Source organism: Actinokineospora sp., from assembly GCF_050699995.1.
Classification (GTDB): domain Bacteria; phylum Actinomycetota; class Actinomycetes; order Mycobacteriales; family Pseudonocardiaceae; genus Actinokineospora.
Map to the genome: position 1 here is coordinate 1 of NZ_JBOHGC010000459.1, position 21340 is coordinate 21340.

General features: G+C 69.6%; 17 protein-coding genes and 1 riboswitch. Of the genes, 6 read left to right on the forward strand and 11 right to left on the reverse strand.

Annotated features, from left to right (window positions below):
* Together ACRDSQ_RS22460 and lpdA are read right to left on the reverse strand one after the other, a co-directional pair.
* On the reverse strand, window positions 1-7304 hold a 7304-nt coding region (locus tag ACRDSQ_RS22460), incomplete at its 3' end, for an RICIN domain-containing protein (RefSeq protein ID WP_431423794.1).
* 252 nt (window positions 7305-7556) lie between these two features.
* The gene (gene lpdA / locus ACRDSQ_RS22465; RefSeq protein WP_431423796.1) at window positions 7557-8957 is read right to left on the reverse strand and encodes a dihydrolipoyl dehydrogenase; all 1401 of its coding nucleotides are present in this window, start codon (window positions 8955-8957) and stop codon (window positions 7557-7559) included.
* A gap of 38 nt (window positions 8958-8995) precedes the next feature.
* On the opposite strand from lpdA, the gene ACRDSQ_RS22470 reads away from it, so the two are divergent.
* Together ACRDSQ_RS22470 and ACRDSQ_RS22475 are read left to right on the forward strand one after the other, a co-directional pair.
* Window positions 8996-9784, forward strand: coding sequence for an alpha/beta hydrolase (locus tag ACRDSQ_RS22470; protein ID WP_431423798.1), 789 nt, complete (start codon window positions 8996-8998; stop codon window positions 9782-9784).
* 92 nt (window positions 9785-9876) lie between these two features.
* Window positions 9877-10656, forward strand: coding sequence for a SigB/SigF/SigG family RNA polymerase sigma factor (locus ACRDSQ_RS22475; protein ID WP_431423800.1), 780 nt, complete (start codon window positions 9877-9879; stop codon window positions 10654-10656).
* On the opposite strand, the gene ACRDSQ_RS22480 is transcribed toward ACRDSQ_RS22475, so the two are convergent.
* Window positions 10653-10961 carry a WhiB family transcriptional regulator gene (locus ACRDSQ_RS22480; RefSeq protein WP_431423801.1) on the reverse strand — a complete coding sequence of 103 codons (309 nt, stop codon included), beginning with the start codon at window positions 10959-10961 and terminating at the stop codon, window positions 10653-10655. The genes ACRDSQ_RS22475 and ACRDSQ_RS22480 overlap by 4 nt on opposite strands.
* 161 nt (window positions 10962-11122) lie before the next feature.
* On the opposite strand from ACRDSQ_RS22480, the gene ACRDSQ_RS22485 reads away from it, so the two are divergent.
* Both ACRDSQ_RS22485 and ACRDSQ_RS22490 read left to right on the forward strand, forming a co-directional pair.
* The gene (locus ACRDSQ_RS22485) at window positions 11123-12079 is read left to right on the forward strand and encodes a Ku protein (RefSeq protein WP_431423803.1); all 957 of its coding nucleotides are present in this window, start codon (window positions 11123-11125) and stop codon (window positions 12077-12079) included.
* Window positions 12076-12237 carry a hypothetical protein gene (locus ACRDSQ_RS22490; protein ID WP_431423804.1) on the forward strand — a complete coding sequence of 54 codons (162 nt, stop codon included), beginning with the start codon at window positions 12076-12078 and terminating at the stop codon, window positions 12235-12237. Before ACRDSQ_RS22485 ends, ACRDSQ_RS22490 begins: the two co-directional genes overlap by 4 nt.
* Here the strand turns inward: ACRDSQ_RS22490 and ACRDSQ_RS22495 are convergent.
* From ACRDSQ_RS22495 to ACRDSQ_RS22530, 8 genes are all read right to left on the reverse strand, one after another.
* Window positions 12224-13597 carry an L-serine ammonia-lyase gene (locus ACRDSQ_RS22495; protein ID WP_431423805.1) on the reverse strand — a complete coding sequence of 458 codons (1374 nt, stop codon included), beginning with the start codon at window positions 13595-13597 and terminating at the stop codon, window positions 12224-12226. The genes ACRDSQ_RS22490 and ACRDSQ_RS22495 overlap by 14 nt on opposite strands.
* A 74-nt stretch (window positions 13598-13671) precedes the next feature.
* Complete coding sequence (gene glyA, locus ACRDSQ_RS22500; protein ID WP_431423806.1) at window positions 13672-14943, reverse strand: serine hydroxymethyltransferase; 1272 nt, start codon at window positions 14941-14943, stop codon at window positions 13672-13674.
* A gap of 5 nt (window positions 14944-14948) precedes the next feature.
* Complete coding sequence (gene gcvH, locus ACRDSQ_RS22505) at window positions 14949-15326, reverse strand: glycine cleavage system protein GcvH (RefSeq protein ID WP_431423808.1); 378 nt, start codon at window positions 15324-15326, stop codon at window positions 14949-14951.
* A gap of 19 nt (window positions 15327-15345) precedes the next feature.
* Window positions 15346-16443, reverse strand: a complete 1098-nt coding sequence (gcvT, locus tag ACRDSQ_RS22510) for a glycine cleavage system aminomethyltransferase GcvT (protein ID WP_431423809.1) — start codon at window positions 16441-16443, stop codon at window positions 15346-15348.
* Between the two features lie 301 nt (window positions 16444-16744).
* A riboswitch (glycine riboswitch) is annotated at window positions 16745-16852 on the reverse strand.
* Between the two features lie 31 nt (window positions 16853-16883).
* A complete protein-coding gene (locus ACRDSQ_RS22515) occupies window positions 16884-17612 on the reverse strand; it encodes an energy-coupling factor ABC transporter ATP-binding protein (RefSeq protein ID WP_431423810.1) in 729 nt (242 codons plus the stop codon).
* A complete protein-coding gene (gene cbiQ, locus ACRDSQ_RS22520) occupies window positions 17609-18346 on the reverse strand; it encodes a cobalt ECF transporter T component CbiQ (protein WP_431423812.1) in 738 nt (245 codons plus the stop codon). The genes ACRDSQ_RS22515 and cbiQ overlap by 4 nt, the downstream gene beginning before the upstream one ends.
* Entirely contained in the window at window positions 18347-18679 is a 333-nt protein-coding gene (locus ACRDSQ_RS22525; RefSeq protein ID WP_431423813.1) for a PDGLE domain-containing protein, read from the reverse strand.
* Window positions 18676-19383, reverse strand: coding sequence for an energy-coupling factor ABC transporter permease (locus ACRDSQ_RS22530; RefSeq protein ID WP_431423815.1), 708 nt, complete (start codon window positions 19381-19383; stop codon window positions 18676-18678). The genes ACRDSQ_RS22525 and ACRDSQ_RS22530 overlap by 4 nt, the downstream gene beginning before the upstream one ends.
* Before the next feature lie 184 nt (window positions 19384-19567).
* Here ACRDSQ_RS22530 and ACRDSQ_RS22535 point away from each other — a divergent pair, with 184 nt between their 5' ends.
* Both ACRDSQ_RS22535 and ACRDSQ_RS22540 read left to right on the forward strand, forming a co-directional pair.
* Window positions 19568-20179 (forward strand): hypothetical protein, encoded by a 612-nt coding sequence (locus tag ACRDSQ_RS22535; protein ID WP_431423817.1) that lies wholly within the window; start codon window positions 19568-19570, stop codon window positions 20177-20179.
* 74 nt (window positions 20180-20253) lie between these two features.
* Complete coding sequence (locus ACRDSQ_RS22540; protein ID WP_431423818.1) at window positions 20254-21195, forward strand: hypothetical protein; 942 nt, start codon at window positions 20254-20256, stop codon at window positions 21193-21195.
* Window positions 21196-21340 lie beyond the last annotated feature (145 nt).

Below are 21340 nucleotides of genomic sequence, written 5' to 3' on the forward strand. Positions count from 1 at the left end.
GGTGAACCGTGCATCCCGCGCTTGCCGGTGCTCACTCGCACAGTCCGCTGCAGCGCACCAGTACTCGACCGACCGACTGGCCACGGAAAGGTCATCTTCCTGATGTGCGGTTGACCCTTCTTCGCCCGGCCGAACAGGTTGGCAACTCGGGTATGCGCATTCGCCCAGCGCCCGCCGAAGAAGAAAGTCGAAATGGTCTTACCCTTGCCCAAGGTTTTCTTGCGATTGACGTTCTCGGCTGTTCCCTTGATGTGATCGTTCTGTTTGATCTTGTCGATCTTGCCGGTGAAGCGACTGTACGCAGCCTTGGCTTTGGCCACGCCAGACCGGATCTTGGGCACGATCTTCGCGGCCGCCTTGACCACGTGCACGCTCGCCTTGACCACGGCGCCCGCGCCGACCAGGTTCGCGGCGGCCACGATCGCCATCTCCCCCGCCTTGCGCCAGTTGCCAGTCGCGGCATACGCCACCGACGAGACCGCGCCCGCCGCGGCGCCGATGGGACCGGGGATGTACGCGGCGACCTCGGCGACCCTCGCCACCACGTTCGCAACCGCCGTGAAGGCCTTCTTGAACCAGCCCCACCGGCCGTCGAGGTCGGTGCAGTTGACCGGGTCGCCGCCGCAGTAGTCGTACGGGGTGGCGTTGCCGCCCGGTTCCGGGTCCTGCTGCCAGAACCGGCCGGTGGCCGGGTCGTAGAGGCGGGCGCCCATCAGGACCACGCCGCCCAGGGCCTCGGCCGAGCGCTGCTTGCCGCCGAGCCAGCCGTAGCGGGCCGTCGCCGAAGCAGGCGTCTCCGCCGACGGCATGCCGAACTCGTCGGTGTCCAGCACGGTCACCGCACCGGTCATGGTGCCCGCGGCCGGGTCCACCGGGACCGTGGCCATCACGTCGCCGTGCAGGGACGTCATCTGCAGCGTCGCGCCGCCGGTCAGACCAGTGGTGACGGCCAGGTCGCCGTCCGGGCCCTCGACGTTGCGGGTGACGTTGTTCGACTGGGTGACGTCCTCGGCGATCCACCGGGGGTCGTCGCCGTCGGCGCCATAGTGGTTGACCTTGGTGACCGCGTTCGCCCACGCGCCGTTGATCTTCTTGTCGGCGGTGAACTGGCGGAAGCGCAGGGCCGGGTCGAGCGTCCAGGACATCCTGGAGTCGGCCGTCTCCTGGCCCGCCACCAGGTCGTTCGTGTAGTAGGTGTTCGTCACACCCGACGGGGTCGAGGTGATCCGGCCGAAGGCGTCGTAGACGTAGCCCGCGTCGGTGATGCGGTCGGCCGAGTCGTAGGTGTGCGTCTCGGACACCGCTGGGTCGGACTCACCCGGGCATGTCGTCGACGACCCGCCGCGGGTGGACTTGCCGGTGCGGTTCGACCGGCGGTCGTAGGTGTACGCGCGCACCGTGCAGTTGCCGGTGGCCGAGGACACCTGCTTGGCGTTGGTCAGCCTGCCCCAGCGGTCGTAGGTGAACGTCTTCGACGACGCCGGGCCGTTCTGCTGGATGACCTGGCCGCGGATGTTGGCCACGACCGAGCTGGCCGCGATCAGCGTCGAATCCGACGCCCGGGTGTAGGTCCGGTTTCTCGGAGACCCGGTGGGATCCGAAGTGATCGACAGCCGCACGCCACCGGGCAGGCCCTGTTCGACGATCTGGCCGTCCGGGCCGTACTTCACCGAGATCGTGCCCGCCACGCTGTCGGTCATCGACGTCAGCAGGCCCCGCGGCTCGGCCGCGCGGTCGTACACGAACGTCTGCGTGGTGCCCAGCGAGTCGGTCACCTTGACCGGCTTGCCGAATCGGTCGAACTCGGACGCGGTCCACGCGCCGTCCGCGTCCGTGTAGCGGGTCACGCGGCCCAACTTGTCGAACTGGCGGCGCACCGTGGTGCCGTCGGCGAACGACGTGGTGAGCGCGTCGCCGGTGTTCTGGTCGTAGGTGGTGCTGATGGTCTGCACCGCCGTGCCGATGTCACCGGTGATCTGCACACTCTGGATCCGGTCGGCGCCGTCGTAGGTCGTGACCGTGGTGCGGGTCTTGCCCGCGGCCGTCTCCACGATCCGGTCCGCCTCACCGAAGCGGTTGTAGGACTCGACGCGCTTGGCTGAGAGTTCGCCCGCCATGCGGGACGCGTCGTGGCCGGTGATCGGGCCGGCGAGCTTGGTGACACACGGCTGCCCGGCCCATTCCGGCCGGTTGCCGCACGACGCGTCCTCGGCGTTCGCGCCCGCCGTGTAGAAGACGGACAGCGTGGCGCCCGCGTCTGTGCCGTTCGAGTCGAGCTTGCGCGACTCGCGGGCCCGACCCTGGGTGTCGTAGCGGACCGCCGTGCTCGCCGAACCCAGCGAACCCGCGGGCGCCTCGGCGTCGAGGACGACCTTCGTGGTCTGCCGGATGCCCCAGCCGGACACCCCGCCGATCTGCGCGTCGTAGATCGACTTGGTGACCTTGACGTCCTGGTCGCCCGCCATGCCGACGACCTGCGCGCTGGTCCGCTCGGTGGTCACCAGGTGGTACGCGGTGCCGTCGGGCTTACCCTCGTCGTAGGTGCTGGCGGTCTTGGCGCGCGCGTTGACCAGCTGGTTCGGGTCACCGTCGAGCGCGATCCGCTGGATCGGGCTCAGCGAGGTGAGCTCGTCGAGGCCGTCGGCGCTGTAGGTCGTCTGGCCGTCGAGCCAGATGGCGCGGGTCTTGGTGTCGTACTGGGCCAGGCCCAGCTCCGCCAGCTTCGCGCCCGAGTCCGGGGTGAGGCCCAGCGCGAGTGCCCGGTTCGACGCTTCGAGCACGCGCACGGTGTTGCCGAACCGGTCGAATTCGGTGGTGTCGATGTCGCCACCGGGGGTGGCGGTGTTGACCTCCTTGCCGGAGGCGTTGAGGTAATGCACCGTCGCCGCGCGGTAGCCGTCAGGACCGGGGGCCGACGCCGACGCGTTGTGCGTCGACACCGGGTCCTCCGGGCCGAAGATCGCGGTGGCGTCGGTGGCCACGTCGGTCTGCGACCAGGCCGCCACCGCCGCGCCGTCGAGGTCGTACGGACCGCCGGCGCCGCGGGTCAGCGGCACGTTGTAGACGACGGTGGTGGCGATCTCGCCGTCGATGACATCCGCGCTGCCCTGCTGCAGGGCCTGTCGCCGGACCTTGAACAGCCTGCCCTCGTTGGTGTCGGCGCCGACCTTGCCGTAGTCGTAGAACCAGGGCAGGTCACCGGTCGCGTCGACCCGGATCACCCGGCCCGCGGCGTCGTAGTTGTAGAGGGTTTTCAGCGGCGGCGAGAGCCTGGGGTCCCAGACCTCGCGCAGCCTGCCCGCGTCGTCGTAGGCGTAGCGGACGACCTCGACCTTCTCCGACGCCCCGTTGGCCGGGTTCGTCGTCCACCCCGACACGGCGCGCACCTGGCCGGCGAAGTCGCCGACGGCGGTGGACGTCGCCGTGGTGGACGCGGCGTAGTCGTATTCGAGGACCTCGCAGCCCCGCGCCGGGGTCGGCGTCGTGCAGTCGCCCACACCGGGTTCGAGCGGTGCGATCACCCGCTTGATGCGCACCTGGTCTTCGATCGACTCGTAGGTGTACCGGGTCGTCGCCGCCTGGGCGGGCGGGGTGGTGCTCGACACCAGGAACGGTCCGCCCGCGGTGGCCTGGCTGAAGATCGTGACCGTGCCGTCCGTCTCGGTCAGGCGGTAGTTCGCCCCTTCGGTCGCCAGCGTGAGGTCCTCGGCGCCGGGTTCGGGGAAGTAGGCGCCGCTCGCGGCCTTGGTGAACCACACCTTCGAGCCGCTGACCAGCTCGACCTGGACGGTGTTCTCCTCGGGGAAGTCCAACCGCGTGTAGTCGATGGCGGCGGAGTCGGCGGACGTGCCGGTTTCCCACTGCGGTCCGAACGGGGCGGTGATCTCGCGGACCGACAGGTCGTCGAAGTAAACCTGCTTGCCGCTGCCGATCGCCATGCCGTTGTAGAGCCGGACGAACGCCTCGGTGGCGCCCGCCGGGATCGCCATGTCGACGCTGAGCTGCACCCACGCTTCGGTCAGCTTCGGCTGCTCGCTCATCGTCGGGACGTAGTTGCCGTCGCTCTTCTTGACGTAGCCGACGATCCGCAGGCCGCGCCCGTCATCCGGGGTCAGGCCCGTGGCCGCGGGAACGTAGATCCAGCCGGAGAGCCGGTAGGTGCGCCCGGCGCGCATGCCGAGGCGCAAGGCGCCGATGTCGTCGCCGACGGCCGCGTAGGTGTCGCCGCCCCACGGTCCGCTCGCCTGCGGGGTCAGCACGACCGAGTCGGTGCTGTCGTGGCCCCGGTCGGTGGCCCTGGACACGAGCGCGGTGTAGCTGTTGAACCCGCTGGTGTCGGTGGACACCTTCTGCTGGTTGACGCTCAGCCTCTGGTGCTGCAGCTGGAAACCCGCCCGCGGGTCGCGGGAGGACGACGTGCGCGAGACCGAGAGACCGAACTCCTGGGCGTCCGTTGTGGACAGTGAGAAGTCACCGGTCTGCAGGTTCAGCGAACCGTCGGCGATGCCCTCGGACTCCGCGCCCTCGGCGCTCGGGTCGACGGTGACCGTGCGCCACACGGTGGAGTACGCGCCGGCTCCGGCGGCGTCGGTGGCCATGATCGCCTTGACCTGTACCACGCCCGCGGCCAGGCCCAAGGTGTCGGCCGCGTTCCACGTGGCCGAACCACCCAGGCTCGACAGCGGCACGAAACCCGCGCCCAGCGGCGTTCCGTCGGCCTTGGTCAGGTTCGCGGCCGGGATGTCGGCCTCGACCGCGGCGCCGGGGCCGCGGCGCCACGCGAACTTGACGTGGGTGAAGACGGACTCGCCCTGCACCTGCAGCGGAATCCGCGACACGACGCGGGAGCCGTCCGAGGGGCGCACCAGGCCCGCGCGGCCCACGTTGAACTTGTAGGTGACGATCGCGGAGAGGTTGCCCGCCTTGTCCTTGGTGCGGACGTTGAGCAGGTGCTGCCCGTCGGTCGTCGGCGTGATCGACGGCGTGGCCTTGCCGTCGGCGCCCGCGGCGACCTCGGTGGCCGGGGTGACGTCGAGTCCGTAGACGTAGCCCGCGATGTCGGTCACGCCGGTCGGCGGCGTGAAGGTGAAGGTGCCCGCCTGGTTGGCCGCCTTGTGCCAGCCGTTGTCGCTCGGGTAGTCCGAAGAGGACACGAACGGCGCGCCCGGGGCGTTGGTGTCGACGGTGAAGTCGCGCCACTGCACGGTGGCGCCCGAGTCGGGGGCGACGTCGAGGCGCCAGATCTGGCAGTCCGCCGCGTAGGCGTCCCAGATCACCAGCCTGGAGCCGTTGTTGCCGTTGCAGCCGATCGGGTCGAGCGGCTTGTTCGAGTGCTTGCCGCGGATCTTGTACTCGCCGTTGCCGACGTTCTCCAAGTTGAACTGTTGGCACACGTTTCCGTAGGTGTAATTCCAGATCTGCACACTCGCGCCGTTGTCCACCGAGCAGTTCGCCACGTCGATGGCGTGACCGGAGTCGCGGCCGCCGAAGGCGAAGGTGTTGCCGCCCAGGTGGGTCATGTTCCAGCGCTGGCAGCCGCCGCCCCAGTAGTCCCAGATCTGCAGGGTGGTGCCTGCGGCGGTGGTGCAGCCGGGGATGTCGACCGCGCGGCCGCCCATCTTGTTGCGCATGGAGACGTAGCCGTCACCGGCCCAGATGCGGCCGTCGTGCGCCGAGGCGCGGTACTTGTACGTCTTTCCGTTCTGCAGCAGGCCTTCCGGCAGCTTCCAGGTCGCGACGCCGCCGGAGTTGACCGCGCCGACGGAGTGCGTGGCGATGAGGGAGTCGCCCTCGTAGACGTAGAACGTCGGGTGCAGGACGTCGCCGTCCGGGTCGTGGACCTGGTAGCTCAGCGTGGGGGTGAGAGACCGGGTGTAGACGACGCCGCCGTGGTCGCCGCGGTCGCTGACGTTGAGGCCGGTCGCCGGGCTGGGCTGGGTGTTGTAGGTGACGTCGATGTGCGGCACCGAACCGCCCTCGGCGGAGGAGAACTTCTTCCAGCCGTAGGAGTTGCCTTCGTCGCCCGCCTTGAGCATCACGCCCGCGTTGGTGAATCCCTGGTCCGACCACGCCTGCTGCAGGTTGGTGATGTTCACATTCACCCAGGCGTCGTTGCACGACGTGCTGTAGCCCGTGGTCACGTTCGGCTCGGCCCAGCGTGCCCACGGCGCGGGCTGGTTCGACCAGCGGGTGCCGGTGCCGACCAGCGGGGTGCTCCAGACTTCCCAGCCCGCCGCGCTGCACGACCACGAGTGCGTGGCGTAGAGGTTGAGCTTGCTCTCGATGATCTTCGTGCCGCGGAACTGGCTCATGTCGAAGTGCATGTACGACCGGGCTTTGGTGGTGCCGCCGTCGTAGGTGCCCAGGCGCAGTTCGCCCATGCCCGACTGGTCGCTGTTGGTGATGTTCGACTGGGTGAAGGTGTCGAAGTTGGCCCAGATCGTGGCGCCCGGGTCGATAGTCACCGGATACTTCACGTTCGGGTCGTCGAGGTAGCCGTCGGCGGGCTCGACGGTGATGTCGACGGTCTCACGGTCCTTGCCCTGGGCGGTCTTGACCTTGGGCTTGGCGTTCTTGCGCTGCTTGACCTTGGCGGGCTTGGCGAGCAGACCGCTCTGCCCGTCGACCCGGGCGTCCCACATCTGCGCGGCGGGCATGGAGCCGACCGTGGTCCCCGCCTTGTCGACGACGTCGGTGTTGCCGTCGGCGTCGGTGCGCAGGGAGACGCCGTCGGCGCGAAGCGGCATGGTGAACGAGACGGGCTTGCCGGGCTTGCGCTTGAGGATCAGGAACTGCTGGAAGCCGGTGCGGGTGGCCTTGACCTGCAGGTCGATGCCGGGCTGGATCTCGGGGTAGGTGGCGGTGTCGCCAACCAGGACCGGCTCGGGCACCGGGCCGGACCACTGCAGGGCGACCTGGCCGTCGGCGGCGGTCACCGAGGCGAGGTCGCGCGGCTGGGCGGCGGCGCCCCCGCCGGCGATGGCGAGGTCACGGGGGTGAGCGGTCGGGCGGATGGCGCCGTCGGCGTTCTTCACCAGGGTGAGGTCGACCGGAACCCAGGTGTCGCCCTTGCGCACACGCACGGGGCCCGCGTTGAGCTCGGTGGTGCGGGTGGCGTCCGGGTTGACCCAGGTGGAAGCGGATTCCGTGCGCTCCGACAGCGCCTCTATGCGCTTACCGCGCAACCTGGCCGTCGCGCGCGCCGAGGGGATGTCGGCGGCTTCGTCGACCTGCGCCTGCGCGGGCGTGGGCTGCTCGGCGGAGGCGGGCGAGACGGCGCCGACCTCGAGGCTGATGACAAGCACCGCGATGAGGAACGCGGAGAGCCACCGATGGAATCGTCCCGCCGAGCAGTCCGGCGCGGCGGAGTCGGCTGTCCACGCCGGACAGAGATCAACATGCCGGAACCGGCATGGAACCCGGGTGCCCTGACGGCCGAATGGACTACACCAACTGGGCTCGTCGACATCTCAGGCGTCGTTGTGGAACGTCGCCGCCGCCTCGTCTCCCCACCAAACCCGCCGCGACCCAGGTGAACGGGTCGCGGCGGGTGGTGATCACATGTTGATCATGTGGCCCGCGAGGCCGTGGATGGCCTCCTTGACCGCCTCACCCAGCGTGGGGTGGGCGTGGACGTTGCGAGCCATCTCGTGCACCGTCAGGTCCCACTGCTGGGCCAGGGTCAGCTCCGGCAGCAGCTCCGTGACCTCAGGCCCGATCAGGTGCCCGCCGAGCAGTTCCCCGTGTGTCTTGTCGCTGATGAGCTTCACGAAGCCGACGGGGTCGGCGAGGCCGTGGGCCTTGCCGTTGGCGGTGAAGGGGAACTTCGCCACCTCGACGTCGTAGCCCTTCTCGCGGGCCTGGGCCTCGGTGTAGCCGAAGCTGGCGATCTGCGGCTGGCAGTACGTCGCGCGCGGGATCATCACGTAGTCGAGTTCCATCGTCTCGGCGTTCGCGATGGTCTCGGCGGCGATGACGCCCATGGACTCGGCGGCGTGGGCGAGCATGAGCTTCGCGGTGACGTCGCCGATCGCGTAGATGTGTGGGACCGAGGTGCGGCAGCGGCCGTCGATGTCGATGGCTCCCCGCTCGGTCAGGCGGACACCGGTGCGGTCGAGGCCGTAGCCGTCGACTCGCGGCTGGAAGCCGATGGCCTGGAGGACCTTGTCGGCCTCCAGGACCTGCTCCTTGCCGCCCTTGGACACCGTGACCTTCACCCGGGCACCGGTGTCGTCAATCGACTCGACGCGGGTGCCGGTCAGGACCTCGACCCCGAGCCGCTTGTAGCGGCGGGCGAGTTCCTTGGACACCTCTTCGTCCTCCAGCGGCACCATCCGGTCGAGGAACTCGACGATGGTGACCTTCACGCCGTAGTTGTGCAGGACGTAGGCGAACTCGACGCCGATGGCGCCCGCGCCCGCGATGATGATGCTCTCCGGCAGCTCGGAGGCGAGGATCTGCTCCTCGTAGGTCACCACGCGCTCGGACAGTGAGGTGCCGGGCAGCAGCCGGGTCGTCGCGCCCGCGGCGATGATCGCGTTGGAGAACGTGACCGTCTCGGTGCCGCCGTCGTTCAGCGCGACCTCGATGGTGTTGGCGTCGGTGAACGTGCCCTTGCCCTGGAACTGGGTGATGCCGTTCTTCTTCATCAGGTAGTGCACGCCCTTGACGCGCCCCTCGGCGACCGTGCGGCTGCGCTGGTAGGCGGCGCCGTAGTCGAAGCTCACGGTGCCGTCGACCTGGATGCCGAACGTCTTCGCCTCGTGCTGCACCAGGTGCGCCAGCTCGGCGTTGCGCAGCAGCGCCTTGGACGGAATGCAGCCCACGTTGAGGCAGACACCGCCCCAGTAGCGCTCCTCGATGATCGCGGCCTTCAGCCCGAGCTGCGTCGCCCGGATCGCCGCGACATACCCGCCCGGCCCGGCCCCGAGGACCACCACGTCGAAATGTGTGCTCATGGTGTCCACGATATGGCCCCCGGCGGCACACTGGCGAAGTGCCGCGTCCCCTTCTGCTCGGGCTGACCAGTGTCGTCGTCGTGGTTGTGCTGGTCGTGGGCTTGGCGTACGTGTTCCAGCGCCGATTGATCTATCTGCCGTCGACCTCGGCGCCCCCCGATGTCGCCAACGTCATACCCGGCGGGCACCAGGTCACCTACCGGACCGAGGACGGCCTGACCCTCACCGGCTGGTACGCGCCCGGACCCGGGACCACAGTGCTGGTGCTGCCCGGCAACGCGGGCGACCGCTCGGCGCGGATACCGCTCGCGGTGGCGCTGCGCGCGCGAGGGCACGGTGTGCTGCTCGTCGACTACCGCGGCTACGGCGGCAACCCCGGCGACCCGACCGAGGACGGACTGGCCGCCGACGCGAAAGCAGCTCACGGCTTCCTGGCCGGGCAGGGCATCACCCAGGACCGGCTCGTGTACTTCGGCGAGAGCCTCGGCGCGGCGGTGGCGGCGCGACTGGCCCGCGAGCATCCGCCTCGCGGCCTCCTGCTGCGCTCCCCCTTCGTGGACTTGCCGACGGTCGCCGCTGTGCACTACCCGTTCCTGCCGGTCCGGGCCCTGCTCCGTGACCGCTTCCCCGTCGCCGAGACCGTGCGTGGGCTGGATGTTCCGACCACCGTCGTCTACGGCGCCGAAGATGAGATCGTGCCGCCGGAGCAGAGCGCGGAGGTCGCCGCCGCGGCGAACGCGCGCACGGTGATCGTCGCGGGGGCGAGGCACAACGACCGGGTCCTGCTCGACGGCCAAGCCCTCCTCGACGCCGTGCACGCGCTGTGACTTCTCGAGTTGTCGGGGCTGCGGAGCGTGCCTACCGTTGGTGACGGGCGGACCACCCCGCCTGGACGCCGAGCCATCCCGAGGTGTGGCCGTTGACCGTCACCACGCGACCCGCCGAGACCAGGCCGGGGCATGAGTACGAGCACTTCGCCCCCCTGTTCGCGGAGAAGGCGCTGCTGGATCCGGAGGATCCCCGGCACGCCGAACTGCGGGCCGCGCTGGTGACCGGGCACGCGGGCCTGGCCGAGCACATCGCCGTGCGGTTCACCCATCGGGGAGTTCCGCACGAGGACCTCACGCAGGTGGCGCTGGTCGGGCTGATCCACGCGGTCGACAGGTTCGATCCCAGCCGCGGTTTCGACTTCCTGACCTTCGCGGTGCCCACCATCATGGGCGAGGTCCGCCGGTACTTCCGCGACACGGCGTGGTCGATGCGGGTCCCGCGCAAACTGCAGGAGCGGCACCTGGCGCTGAGCGACGCGGGCAACGAACTGTCACAGCGGCTGGGTCGCGCGCCGACGCCGAGTGAGCTGGCGAAGCACCTGGACCTGCCGCTCGACGCGGTCTACGAGGGGCTCGCCGCGGGCCAGACCTACCACTCGGTCTCCCTCGACGACGCGCCCACCGAGACCGACCAGACGCTCAGCGTGCCCGACACCGTCCTCGACGGGGTCGACCTCGTGGAGTCCCTGCGGCCGCTCATCGAGCGGCTCACCGAGCGTGAGCGGCGGATCCTCGCCCTGCGGTACTTCCGCGACGACACCCAGACCCAGATCGCCGAACACCTCGGGCTCTCGCAGATGCATGTGTCCCGGCTGCTCACACGCACCTTGCGCAAGCTCCGGGAAGGCCTCGCGGACCCGTGCGCCTAGTGGCGGGCGCCCGCGTGCTGGGCGGTCATGCGGCGGCGGGCGTAGGCCTGCCTGCGTTCCCCCTCGTCAAGTCCACCCCAGATGCCGTAGGGCTCGATCACGGTGAGCGCGTGGTGCCTGCACTCCACGATCACGGGGCAGGATTTGCAGATCTCCTTCGCGTGGCGCACCCGCTCCGCCCGCGCCTGGCCCCGCTCGGCGTCGGGGTGGAAGAACCAGGCGCTGTCGAGGCCCCGGCAGGACCCGCGGCGCTGCCAGTCCCAGCTTTCCGACACCGGACCCGGCAGACGTGACATCTCCGTCATGACACTGCTCCCCTCGCCGCTGTTGTCAGGGGTGTTACCCCGGGTCGGGATCGGCGAAACGCCTTCTCCGATCGTGCGGTGCCAGTACCGTTGAACAGGACTGATGGGGCCGATGTGGTCCACACTGGGTGGGGACGGACAACTACTGCCGGGGAGGCAGCGTGGCACGGCCGATTTGGAACGGCGCGATCAACTTCGGGCTCGTGACGGTCCCGGTCGAGCTCTACGGGGCCACCGAGGACCACACGATCAGCTTCCGACAGTTCGAGCGCGGCACCTCCGACCGCATCCGGTACAAGCGCGTCAACGAGCGCACCGGCAAGGAGGTGGCCTACTCCGACATCGTCAAGGGCGCCGAGATCGGCGGCGGCGACTACGTGATCATCGAACCGGACGAGTTGGACGCCATCGCCCCCGGCCGGTCCCGCACGATCGACATCTCGGTGTTCGTCGACCTCGACGACATCGACCCGGTCCACTACCAGAAGACCTACTGGCTGGCGCCCGCGAAAGAGGAGTACGGCCGCGCGTACGGCCTGCTGCTGCAGGCGATGCGCAAGGCGAACAAGGCCGGGGTCGCCACGTTCGTCATGCGTGGCAAGGAATACCTGACCGTCGTGCGTCCCGGCGACCAGCTGCTGATCCTCACCACGATGCTGTTCGCCGAGGACCTGCGCGACCCGGCGAAGGAGCTGAAGTCCCTGCCGGAGGTCACCCCGGCGCGAGGCAAGGAACTCGACATGGCCATCTCGCTGATCGATTCGATGAGCGAGGAATGGAAGCCCGAGGAGTTCCACGACACGTACACCCAGCGCGTCGAGCAGCTCATCGAGGACAAGAAGGAAGGCCGCGAAATCGTCTCCGAGGAGGCGCCGAGCGAGCCGACCAAGGTCGTGGACCTGTTCGACGCGTTGAGCAAGAGCGTCGAAAGCCGGAAGAAACGCCGCGAGGAATCCCCGGAGCCCGCCGAGGATCTGTCTAGCCTGACGAAGGCAGAGCTCGACAAGCTGGCCCGTGACCTCGACGTCAAGGGACGTTCGAAGATGACCCGCGATGAGCTGGAAGAGGCGGTGAAATCGGCGAAGGGCACGGGCGCGAAGAAGAGGAGGGCTTCATGACCTGCTCCGAGTGCCTTGCTCGCGTCTCGCATTGCCACGGCACGCTGATCGTCGACCTGGTGGCTGTGGAGTGCACCGATGTCGACTGCGTCGACCTCGACCCCGCGCGCCACGCGTTGGTGGTCGCGCGGGGGCGCGTGCCCGTCAGCACTCGATGACGTTGAGGGCCAAGCCGCCGCGCGAGGTTTCCTTGTACTTCGTGTGCATGTCGGCGCCGGTCTGACGCATCGTCTTGATGACCTTGTCCAGGTGGACGATGTGGGTGCCGTCGCCGCGCAGAGCCATCCGGGAGGCGTTGATGGCCTTGGTGGACCCGACCGCGTTGCGTTCGATGCACGGGATCTGGACCAGGCCGCCCACCGGGTCGCACGTCAGTCCCAAGTGGTGTTCCAGGCCGATCTCCGCAGCGTTCTCGACCTGAGCCACCGAGCCGCCCAGGACCGCCGTCAAGCCTGCCGCCGCCATCGCGCAGGCCGAGCCGACCTCGCCCTGGCAGCCGACCTCGGCGCCCGAGATCGAGCCGGTTTCCTTCAGCACCACGCCGATCGCGGCGGCGGTGAGCAGGAAGTCGATCACACCGTCCTCTGTGGCCACCGACAGGAACCGCGTGTAGTAGTGCAGAACGGCCGGGATGATGCCCGCGGCGCCGTTCGTCGGGGCGGTGACGATGCGGCCGCCGGAGGCATTCTCCTCGTTGACGGCCAGCGCGAACAGCGTCACCCAGTCCATGACATACAGCGGGTCGCCCGCGCCGTCCTCGGACAGCAGCTTGTCGTGCAGTGCCTTCGCCCGGCGAGGCACCTTCAGGCCGCCGGGGAGGACGCCGTCCTGCTCGCACCCGCGGGCGACGCAGTCCTGCATGACCTGCCAGATCGCCAGCAGACCCGCCCGGACCTCGGCCTCGGTGCGCCACACGAGTTCGTTGCGGAGCATCACCTGGGCGATGGTCAAGTCGTTGGCAGCGCAGTGTTCCAGCAGCTCCGCGCCGGTGCGGAACGGAAACGGCACGGGTGTGGTGTCGGCGGAGATGACCGGGCCGTCGGCCGCGGTCTCGTCGAGCACGAAGCCGCCGCCGACCGAGTAGTACGTGCGTTCGGCGAACAGGCCGCCGTCGGCGTCCCAGGCGGCGAAGGTCATGCCGTTGGGGTGCAGCGGCAGCGACTTGCGCCGGTGCATGACGAGGTCGTCGTCCTCGATGAACCGGACCGTGTGCCTGCCGAGCAGCCGCAGCTGCCCTTCCTCGCGAATCCTGGCGACCCGCGGGCCGACGGTCGCGGTGTCGATGTCCTCGGGCCGCTCGCCCTCCAGGCCCAGCAGCACGGCTTTGTCGCTGCCGTGGCCGTGGCCCGTGGCGCCGAGGGAGCCGAACAGTTCCACCCGGACCCGCGCGACCCGCTCAAGGTCGCCCCGTTCGGAAAGGCCGTCGATGAACATCAGCGCCGCACGCATCGGGCCCACCGTGTGCGAACTGGACGGACCGATGCCGATGCTGAACAAGTCGAACACACTGATAGCCACGACGAACCTTCCACTTCCAAATTCAGCGTACTCGGGCCACACCAGGTCGTGGTGTGGCCCGAGCGCTGAGTTGTTCAGCCCAAGTCGGGGTAGAGCGGGCGCCGCTTCACCAGCAGTTCCACGCGGTCGCGCAGCTCCTGCCGGGTCGTGTCGTCGAAGTCCGGGCCGAGGGCGACGGCGATGATGTCGGAGACCTCGGCGAAGTCCTCGGCGTCGAAGCCGCGGGTGGCCAGCGCCGGGGTGCCGATACGCAGCCCGGAGGTGATCATCGGCGGCCGCGGGTCGAACGGGACGGCGTTGCGGTTGACCGTGATGCCGACCGAGTGCAGCCGGTCCTCGGCCTGCTGGCCGTCGAGCGCCGAGTTCACCAGGTCGACCAGGACCAGGTGGACGTCGGTGCCGCCGGTGAGGACCTTGACGCCCGCCTCGGCGCAGTCCGACCGGGAGAGCCGATCGGCCAGGATCTTCGCGCCTTCGAGCACGCGACGCTGACGCTCGGCGAACTCCTCCGACGCGGCGATCTTGAACGCCACGGCCTTGGCCGCGATGACGTGCTCCAGCGGGCCACCCTGCTGGCCCGGGAACACCGCGGAGTTGACCTTCTTGGCCAGTCCCTTGCGGCAGAGGATCACTCCGCCGCGCGGGCCGCCGAGGGTCTTGTGGGTCGTGGTGGTCACCAGGTCGGCGTGCGGCACGGGGCTGGGGTGCAGACCCGCGGCGACGAGACCGGCGAAGTGCGCCATGTCGACCATCAACAGCGCGCCGACCGAGTCGGCGATGCGGCGGAACTCGGCGAAGTCGAGCTGCCGCGGGTAGGCCGACCAGCCCGCCACGATCAGCTTCGGCTGGGCCTCCACGGCGAGGCGCTCGACCTCGGCCATGTCGACGATCCCGGTCTCCCGGTCGACGTGGTAGGCCACGACGTTGTAGAGCTTGCCCGAGAAATTGATCTTCATGCCGTGCGTCAGGTGACCGCCGTGCGCGAGGTCGAGCCCGAGGATCGTGTCGCCGGGGTTGAGCACGGAGACCATCGCCGCGGCGTTGGCCTGCGCGCCCGAGTGCGGCTGCACGTTGGCGTGCTCGGCGCCGAAGAGGGCCTTGACCCGGTCGATCGCGAGCTGCTCGATGACGTCGACGTGCTCGCAGCCGCCGTAGTAGCGGCGGCCGGGGTAGCCCTCGGCGTACTTGTTCGTCAACACCGAGCCCTGGGCCTTGAGGACGCCCACCGGGGCGAAGTTCTCCGAGGCGATCATCTCCAGGGTGGACTGCTGGCGGTGCAGTTCGGCGTCGACGGCCGCGGCGACGTCGGGGTCGACCTCGGCGAGGGACTGTCCGAAGGTGCTCATCCGGGTCAGTCTTCCTTGGTCAGCGCGTTGTACGCGTCGGCGTCGAGCAGGTCGGTGTCGCCGTCGACGGCGACCTTGAACAGCCAGCCCTCGCCGAACGGGTCGCTGTTGACCACACCGGGGTCGGCGACGACGGCCTCGTTGACCGCCACGACCTCGCCGTTGACGGGGGCGTAGAGGTCGCTGACCGACTTGGTCGACTCGATCTCGCCGCAGGTCTCGCCCGCGACGACCTTCTCGCCGACCTCGGGGAGCTGGACGAAGACGACGTCGCCGAGCGCCTCAGCGGCGTAAGTGGTGATGCCGACGGTCGCCGTGCCCGCGTCGCCGAGGTCGACCCACTCGTGTTCCTCGGTGTAGCCGAGGTTCTCCGGATTGCTCATCTCTGTCTTGTTCTCCTGATCAGGCGGGACGCTGGTAGAAGGGCAGCTCGACGACCTCGACCGGCGTGGTCGTGCCACGGATGTCGACGGCCAGGGCCGTGCCGGGCTCACTGAGAGCGGTCGGCACGTACGCCATGGCGATCGGGTGGCCGAGCGTCGGTGAGAGGGCGCCGCTGGTCACGGTACCTACCGGGTTTCCGTCTCCGTCGAGAACGGGGTACCCGTGTCGGGGGGCGCGGCGGCCGGTGCTGGTGAGCCCGACGCGAACGGTTCCCACGATATTGTCCTTGCGGCGCTCGAGGGCCTCGCGGCCGACGAAGTCACCGGGCTTCTCGAACTTCACGACCCGGCCGAGGCCGGCGTCGAACGGGGTGAACTCGGGTCCGAGCTCATTGCCGTACAGCGGCATCCCGGCCTCCAGGCGCAGGGTGTCGCGGCAGGCCAGACCCGCCGGGACCAGGCCGTGGTCCTGGCCGATCTCGGTGATCGCGTTCCAGACATCCTCGGCGTGCTCGGCCTCGGAGTACAGCTCGAAGCCGTCTTCTCCGGTGTAGCCGGTGCGCGCGAGCAGCACGTCGTGGCCCGCGGCGGTCGCGGGGACGCTCGCGTAGTACGAGAGCTTGTCCAGGTCGGCGCCGGTCACCTTGCGCACGATCTCGGCCGACGTCGGCCCCTGCACCGCGATGAGCGCGCAGGTGGCGGAGCGGTCATTGACCTCGACGGCGAAGCCGGTCGCCCGCTCGCGCAGGGCCTCGGCGACGACAGCGGCGTTGGAGGCGTTGGCCACGACCATGTAGTGGTCGGTGGCGAGCCGGTAGACGACCAGGTCGTCGAGGACGCCGCCGTCGGCGTCGCAGATCATCGTGTACCGCGCGCGTCCGGGCTTGACCTTGGACAGGTAGCCGACCAGGGCGTAGTCCAGGGCACGGGCCGCCTCGGGACCGGTCAGCTCGATCTCACCCATGTGGCTGAGGTCGAACAGGCCGGACGCCTCGCGGACCGCCTTGTGCTCGGCCAGTTCACTGCCGTAGCGCAGCGGCATCGCCCAGCCTGCGAAGTCGGTGAACGAGGCGCCGAGGGCCTCGTGCACCGCGTGCAGCGGGGAGGGGTTGCTCATGGAAGTTCGGTCTCCTTTTGCGCGCGGGTGGACAGTGCTCGCCGCAGCGTGGCACGACAGGCGTGCGGATGCCGTGCGGCGGAGTGCGCAGATGATCGTGTCGAAGATGAGATCGCAGCCGACGGGACGGCGTGAACTGGGTGGACGAGGGTCATGGAGCTCCTTGGGTACGACGCGACAGGGCACACCTGTCCCGTTGTGGGAACTCCCCCTCTGTCATGGCACCTGAGAGCTTCACCGCGGAGAGCGGCTTGCACCGTGGGTGAGACGCCGGATGTCGCGTCTGCTTTCCAGAGTGGCCTGGCCTGGAACGGTAGCTTTACCTGAGAGATTCCGGGGAGTTTGCTCCTTCGGTGCCCCACCTGTGCCGAATCGTGGCTGAGGGTGGAGGCTCTCCCGTTCCGACTCATGCGGCCCGGTATTCGGTTATGGCGCGAACCCTAGTCGAGGCGGAACCCGAACGGAAGTTCCAGCCGGTGCGCGGCCAGCAGCGCGGTGTCGGCCAACAGGTCGCGGGTGGGTCCGTCGGCGACGATGACCCCGCCGTCGATGAGCACGCTGCGTGGGCACACCTGCAGCGCGTACGGCAGGTCGTGGGTGACCATCAGCATCGTGCGGTCCAGGCCGAGCAGGACTTCGGCCAGCTCGCGGCGGGCCACCGGCTCCAGGTTCGCGCTCGGCTCGTCGAGGACCAGGATCTCCGGGTCGCAGGCGAGGACCGTGGCGAGCGCGACGCGGCGGCGCTGTCCGCCGGACAGGTGCATCGGGGAGCGGTCGGCGTGGTCGGCCATCCCGACCGCGTCGAGGGCCTGCTTGACCCTGCCGTCGAGGTCGGTGCCGCGCAGGCCGAAGTTGGCCGGTCCGAACGCCACGTCGTCGCGCACGGTCGGCATGAACAGCTGGTCGTCGGGGTCCTGGAACACCACTCCGACCCGGCGGCGGATCTCCTTGAGGTTCGCCTTGGCCACCGGCAGGCCGGCGACCTCGATGCGGCCCGCGCCCGCGGTCAGCACGCCGTTGAGGTGCAGGACCAGCGTGGTCTTGCCGGCGCCGTTCGGCCCGAGCACGGCGACCCGCTCGCCCTCCTCGACCCGCAGGTCGACGCCGAAGAGCGCTTGGTGGCCGTCGGGGTAGGCGTAGGCGACGCCCTCGACGTGCAACGCGGTCATAAGGACGCTCCCAGGACGGCGGCGGCGATCACGGCGGGAACCAGCCCGAACAGCCAGGCCGCCCGGCCCGCCGGACGCGGATCGTCGGGCATCGCGCCCGCCCAGCCGCGCGACACCATCGCGAGATGCACCCGTTCCCCTCTCTCATAGCTGCGGACGAACAGTGTGCCGATGCCGCGCGCGGTCGCGCCGACCTGCCACAGGAACCGCGGGTCGTGCCCGCGGCAGATCCGCGCGGTGCGCATGCGGCGGGCCTCGGCGGCGATGACCTCCAGGTACCGCAGCATGAGGGTGGCGATGGTGATCACCATCGCGGGCACCCGCAGCCGCTGCAGGCCGACGATCAGGTCACGCGGGGACGTCGTGGCCGCCAGGGTGAGCGACACCAGGACGCCGAGGGTGCCTTTCGCCAAGATGTTCCAGCCGGCGAGCGCGCCCTGTTCGGACACGCTGACACCGAGCAGGTCCACGGTGGGTCCGCCCGCGACGAAGGGCAGCGCGAACGCCAGGATGACGAACGGCGTCTCGATCAGCGCCCGCTTCGCCAGCCACCCCGGCGGGATGCGTGCGACGGTCCAAACGCCTGCCAGGACAGCGAAGTAGAGCCCGAACGCCAAGAACTCGGTGCGCCTGGTCGCCACCACGCACAGCAGGAAGACCAGCGCTGTGACGATCTTCACCTGGGCCGGGAGGTGGTGGACCGGGGTGTCGCCGGGACGGTGGAAGGGCTGCACTCAGGTCGTGGATCGCTTGCGCAGCAACCAGAACAGGCCACCGGCGAGCCCCAGGGTCAGGAGCACCCCGAGCACACCGGCCATCCCGGTCGACCGCTCGTCCCCGCCGACCGCGTAGTCGGCCAGCGGGCTCGACGAGAACTGGTGCTCCCGCGCGCGCTGCGCTATGCAGTCCCCCGCGAGCCGCTCGGCGCCGTCGACCTCGACAACCTGGCAGCCCACCATGGTCGCGTGGTCGAGCCCGTCGGGGTTCGAGTCGGCCAGGTAGGACACCGCGCCCGCGATGACCAGGGCGACCAGCAGGAAGCCCACGAAGAACCCGCGCTTCCTCATGCCGCCACTCCCTCGGCGGTGCGCAGTTCCAGGGGCCGCTCGGCGCCGCGCAGCAGGTAGACCAGGTCAGGCCGGACCGACGCGACCGCGCCGACGGTGAGCGCGGTGATGACGCCCTCGCCGATGCCGATCAGGCAGTGCACGCCGACGACGGTCGCGGCGACCGCGCCCAGCGGGAACGAGGTCTCACCGCCCATCGCGAACTCCACCACGAACCCGAGCGACGCCAGGACCGTGTTGACCACGGCCGCGATGAACGCGACGGAGACAAGGCCCGCGCGGCCGCGCTGGGCGATCCCCCGCAGGGCCAGCGCCACCAGGAAGCCCGCGGCGGTGCCGATGAGGGCCATGTTGGTGATGTTCGCGCCGAGCGCGGTGATGCCGCCGTCGGCGAAGACGAGCGCCTGCACGACCAGCACGATCGACACGCACAGCGCCCCGACCCACGGCCCCACCAGGATCGCCGCGAGCGCCCCGCCGAGCAGGTGGCCGCTGACGCCGGGCAGCACCGGAAAGTTGATCATCTGGGTGGCGAACAGGAACGCCGCGACCAGGCCCGCCATGGGCGCGGTGCGGTCGTCGAGGGTCGCGCGCGACCGCGCGGCCGCGACCGCCAGACCGACCACGGCGACACCCATGAAGACCATCGAGGTCGTCGCGTTCAACAGGCCGTCGCTCATGTGCATGGCGACCGAGGTGGACATGGTTCCTCCCGTGCTCGGTCTACAGATTAGTTGCCCATAGCGAGCAACCGCCAGTAGTTTGCAATTACTTCGGGAACCAAGTGTCCGCTCTCACCGTCGGAACTTGACGCGAATACAGTGATCGAGCCGGCGTCGGGGTGTAGAAAGGCGCGGGTCGATCCAGTCGAATCCCAGGAGTCCTCCCATGTCGCAACCGCCCCAGTCCGGCGGCTACCCGTTCCCTCCGCAGCCGGGCTGTGACCCGCAGCAGCCCGGCGGGTATCCCCAGCAGGGCGGGTATCCCCAGCAGGGCGGATACCCCCAGCAGCAAGGCGGCTTTCCCCAGCCGGGCCAGCCGCAGCCGGGCCAGCCGCAGCCGGGTCAGCCGTACCCGGGTCAGCCCCAGCCGGGTGGGTACCCGCAGCAGTACGGCCAGCCGTATGGCGTCCCACAGAAGAACAACAAGCCGCTGATCTTCGGCGTGATCGGCCTGGTGGTGGTCGGCGTCGTCGTGACGCTGATCCTGGTGCTCACCGGTGGCAGCGGCCCGCAGGGCACTGCCGAGGAGTTCATCGACGCGGTCACGGACAAGAACGTCGCCGCCGCGAACGCCCTCATCTGCGAGGAGAAGGACAAGTTCCCGGCTGACGCCTTCAAGGAGTCCGAGTTCATCCCGACCGACATCAAGATCGTCGATGTCACGGAGAACGGCGACACCGCGAAGGTGAAGTTCGAGGCGACCATCCGTGGCAAGAAGGACACCAACAGCATCGACCTTCGCAAGAAGGACGGCGACTGGTGCATCGACGGACTCTGATCTCCCTCCCGAGGGGGAGCTGACTCCCTCCAGGGGCTCAGGTGCGGCGGCGGCCCGAACGCCACGCTGACGGTATGACGACCACACGACAGCTGGTGGGTCTCGGCGCCGTCGCCGCCACCTTCCCCTATCTCGCGCTCAAGCTGACCTGGATCTTCGGCGGCACCGTCGGCATCGTCGGGGCCGACATGAACGAGTTGCTGGTGGCCAACATCGCCACCGTGTTCATGGACCTGATCGTGCTGGTCACGGCGCTCGCGTTGACCAGGCCGTGGGGGCTGCGGCTGCCCGCGCCGGTGGTGGTCGTGCCGATGTGGCTGGCCTCGGGCATGCTGGCTCCGATCGTGCTCCTCGCCCCGCTGCTGCCCGCCCTCCTCGGCGACGCGCCCAGCGGGGACGGCGCCTTCCTGCGGCCCTGGGTGTACGCCGTGGTGTACGGCGGTTTCGCGCTCCAAGGTGTGCTGCTGATGGCCGCCTTCGTCCTCTACACCCGGGCACGGTGGCCACACGTCTCGGCGGCCCGCAACACCGACGCCGCCGACCCGCTCGCGTCGGGTCTGGCTTCAGTCGCGTCCGTGCTGGCACTCGGTGTGGCGGCGGCGTACCTGTCGTGGGCCGCGGGCTCGACACTGTGGACCCCGCCCGGTCTGACCTCGACGCCCGGCGCGGGCGACAGCGTGAACCTCGCCATCCACGGCCTGGCCGCCGTGCTCACCGCGGTCGGCTTGACCTGGCTGGTCCGCCGCGTGCCGCGAAACCGGCCGGTGATGGTGCCGGTCGCCATGACCTGGGTCGGCGCGGGCGCGATGTTCGGCTGGGCCTGCTGGTCACTGGTCACCCTCGGCACCCGCTTCGGCGGCGAGGACGTGAGTCAGGTGGTCGTCTTCGTGTTGGTGTTGGCCGCGCAGGTCAGTGCTTCGGTACTCGCCGCGGTGATCGCGGCGTACCGGGTCACCGGCCTAACGCGTGAGACCGACATGGGTGGGCGACGCGGCGGTAGCCGAGCCACTCGTTGACGGCGAGCACCTAACGCCCGCGAGTCCCCAGTTCCCAACATCGAGTTCCCACTTGAAGTGAGAACTCGATGTCGGGGGGTGGGGACTCGCGGGCGTTACGGGGCCTTGCGGACCAAGCTATCCGCGCGACCATCCGACCCGCCAC

What these genes read in the sequence shown, in the direction of transcription:
- lpdA (WP_431423796.1), bottom strand. Translation starts at nt 8,957, where the DNA reads ATGAGCACACATTTCGACGTGGTGGTCCTCGGGGCCGGGCCGGGCGGG.
- ACRDSQ_RS22480 (WP_431423801.1), bottom strand. Translation starts at nt 10,961, where the DNA reads ATGACGGAGATGTCACGTCTGCCGGGTCCGGTGTCGGAAAGCTGGGAC.
- ACRDSQ_RS22490 (WP_431423804.1), top strand. Translation starts at nt 12,076, where the DNA reads ATGACCTGCTCCGAGTGCCTTGCTCGCGTCTCGCATTGCCACGGCACG.
- glyA (WP_431423806.1), bottom strand. Translation starts at nt 14,943, where the DNA reads ATGAGCACCTTCGGACAGTCCCTCGCCGAGGTCGACCCCGACGTCGCC.
- gcvH (WP_431423808.1), bottom strand. Translation starts at nt 15,326, where the DNA reads ATGAGCAATCCGGAGAACCTCGGCTACACCGAGGAACACGAGTGGGTC.
- gcvT (WP_431423809.1), bottom strand. Translation starts at nt 16,443, where the DNA reads ATGAGCAACCCCTCCCCGCTGCACGCGGTGCACGAGGCCCTCGGCGCC.
- ACRDSQ_RS22515 (WP_431423810.1), bottom strand. Translation starts at nt 17,612, where the DNA reads ATGACCGCGTTGCACGTCGAGGGCGTCGCCTACGCCTACCCCGACGGC.
- ACRDSQ_RS22525 (WP_431423813.1), bottom strand. Translation starts at nt 18,679, where the DNA reads ATGAGGAAGCGCGGGTTCTTCGTGGGCTTCCTGCTGGTCGCCCTGGTC.
- ACRDSQ_RS22530 (WP_431423815.1), bottom strand. Translation starts at nt 19,383, where the DNA reads ATGTCCACCTCGGTCGCCATGCACATGAGCGACGGCCTGTTGAACGCG.
- ACRDSQ_RS22535 (WP_431423817.1), top strand. Translation starts at nt 19,568, where the DNA reads ATGTCGCAACCGCCCCAGTCCGGCGGCTACCCGTTCCCTCCGCAGCCG.
- ACRDSQ_RS22540 (WP_431423818.1), top strand. Translation starts at nt 20,254, where the DNA reads ATGACGACCACACGACAGCTGGTGGGTCTCGGCGCCGTCGCCGCCACC.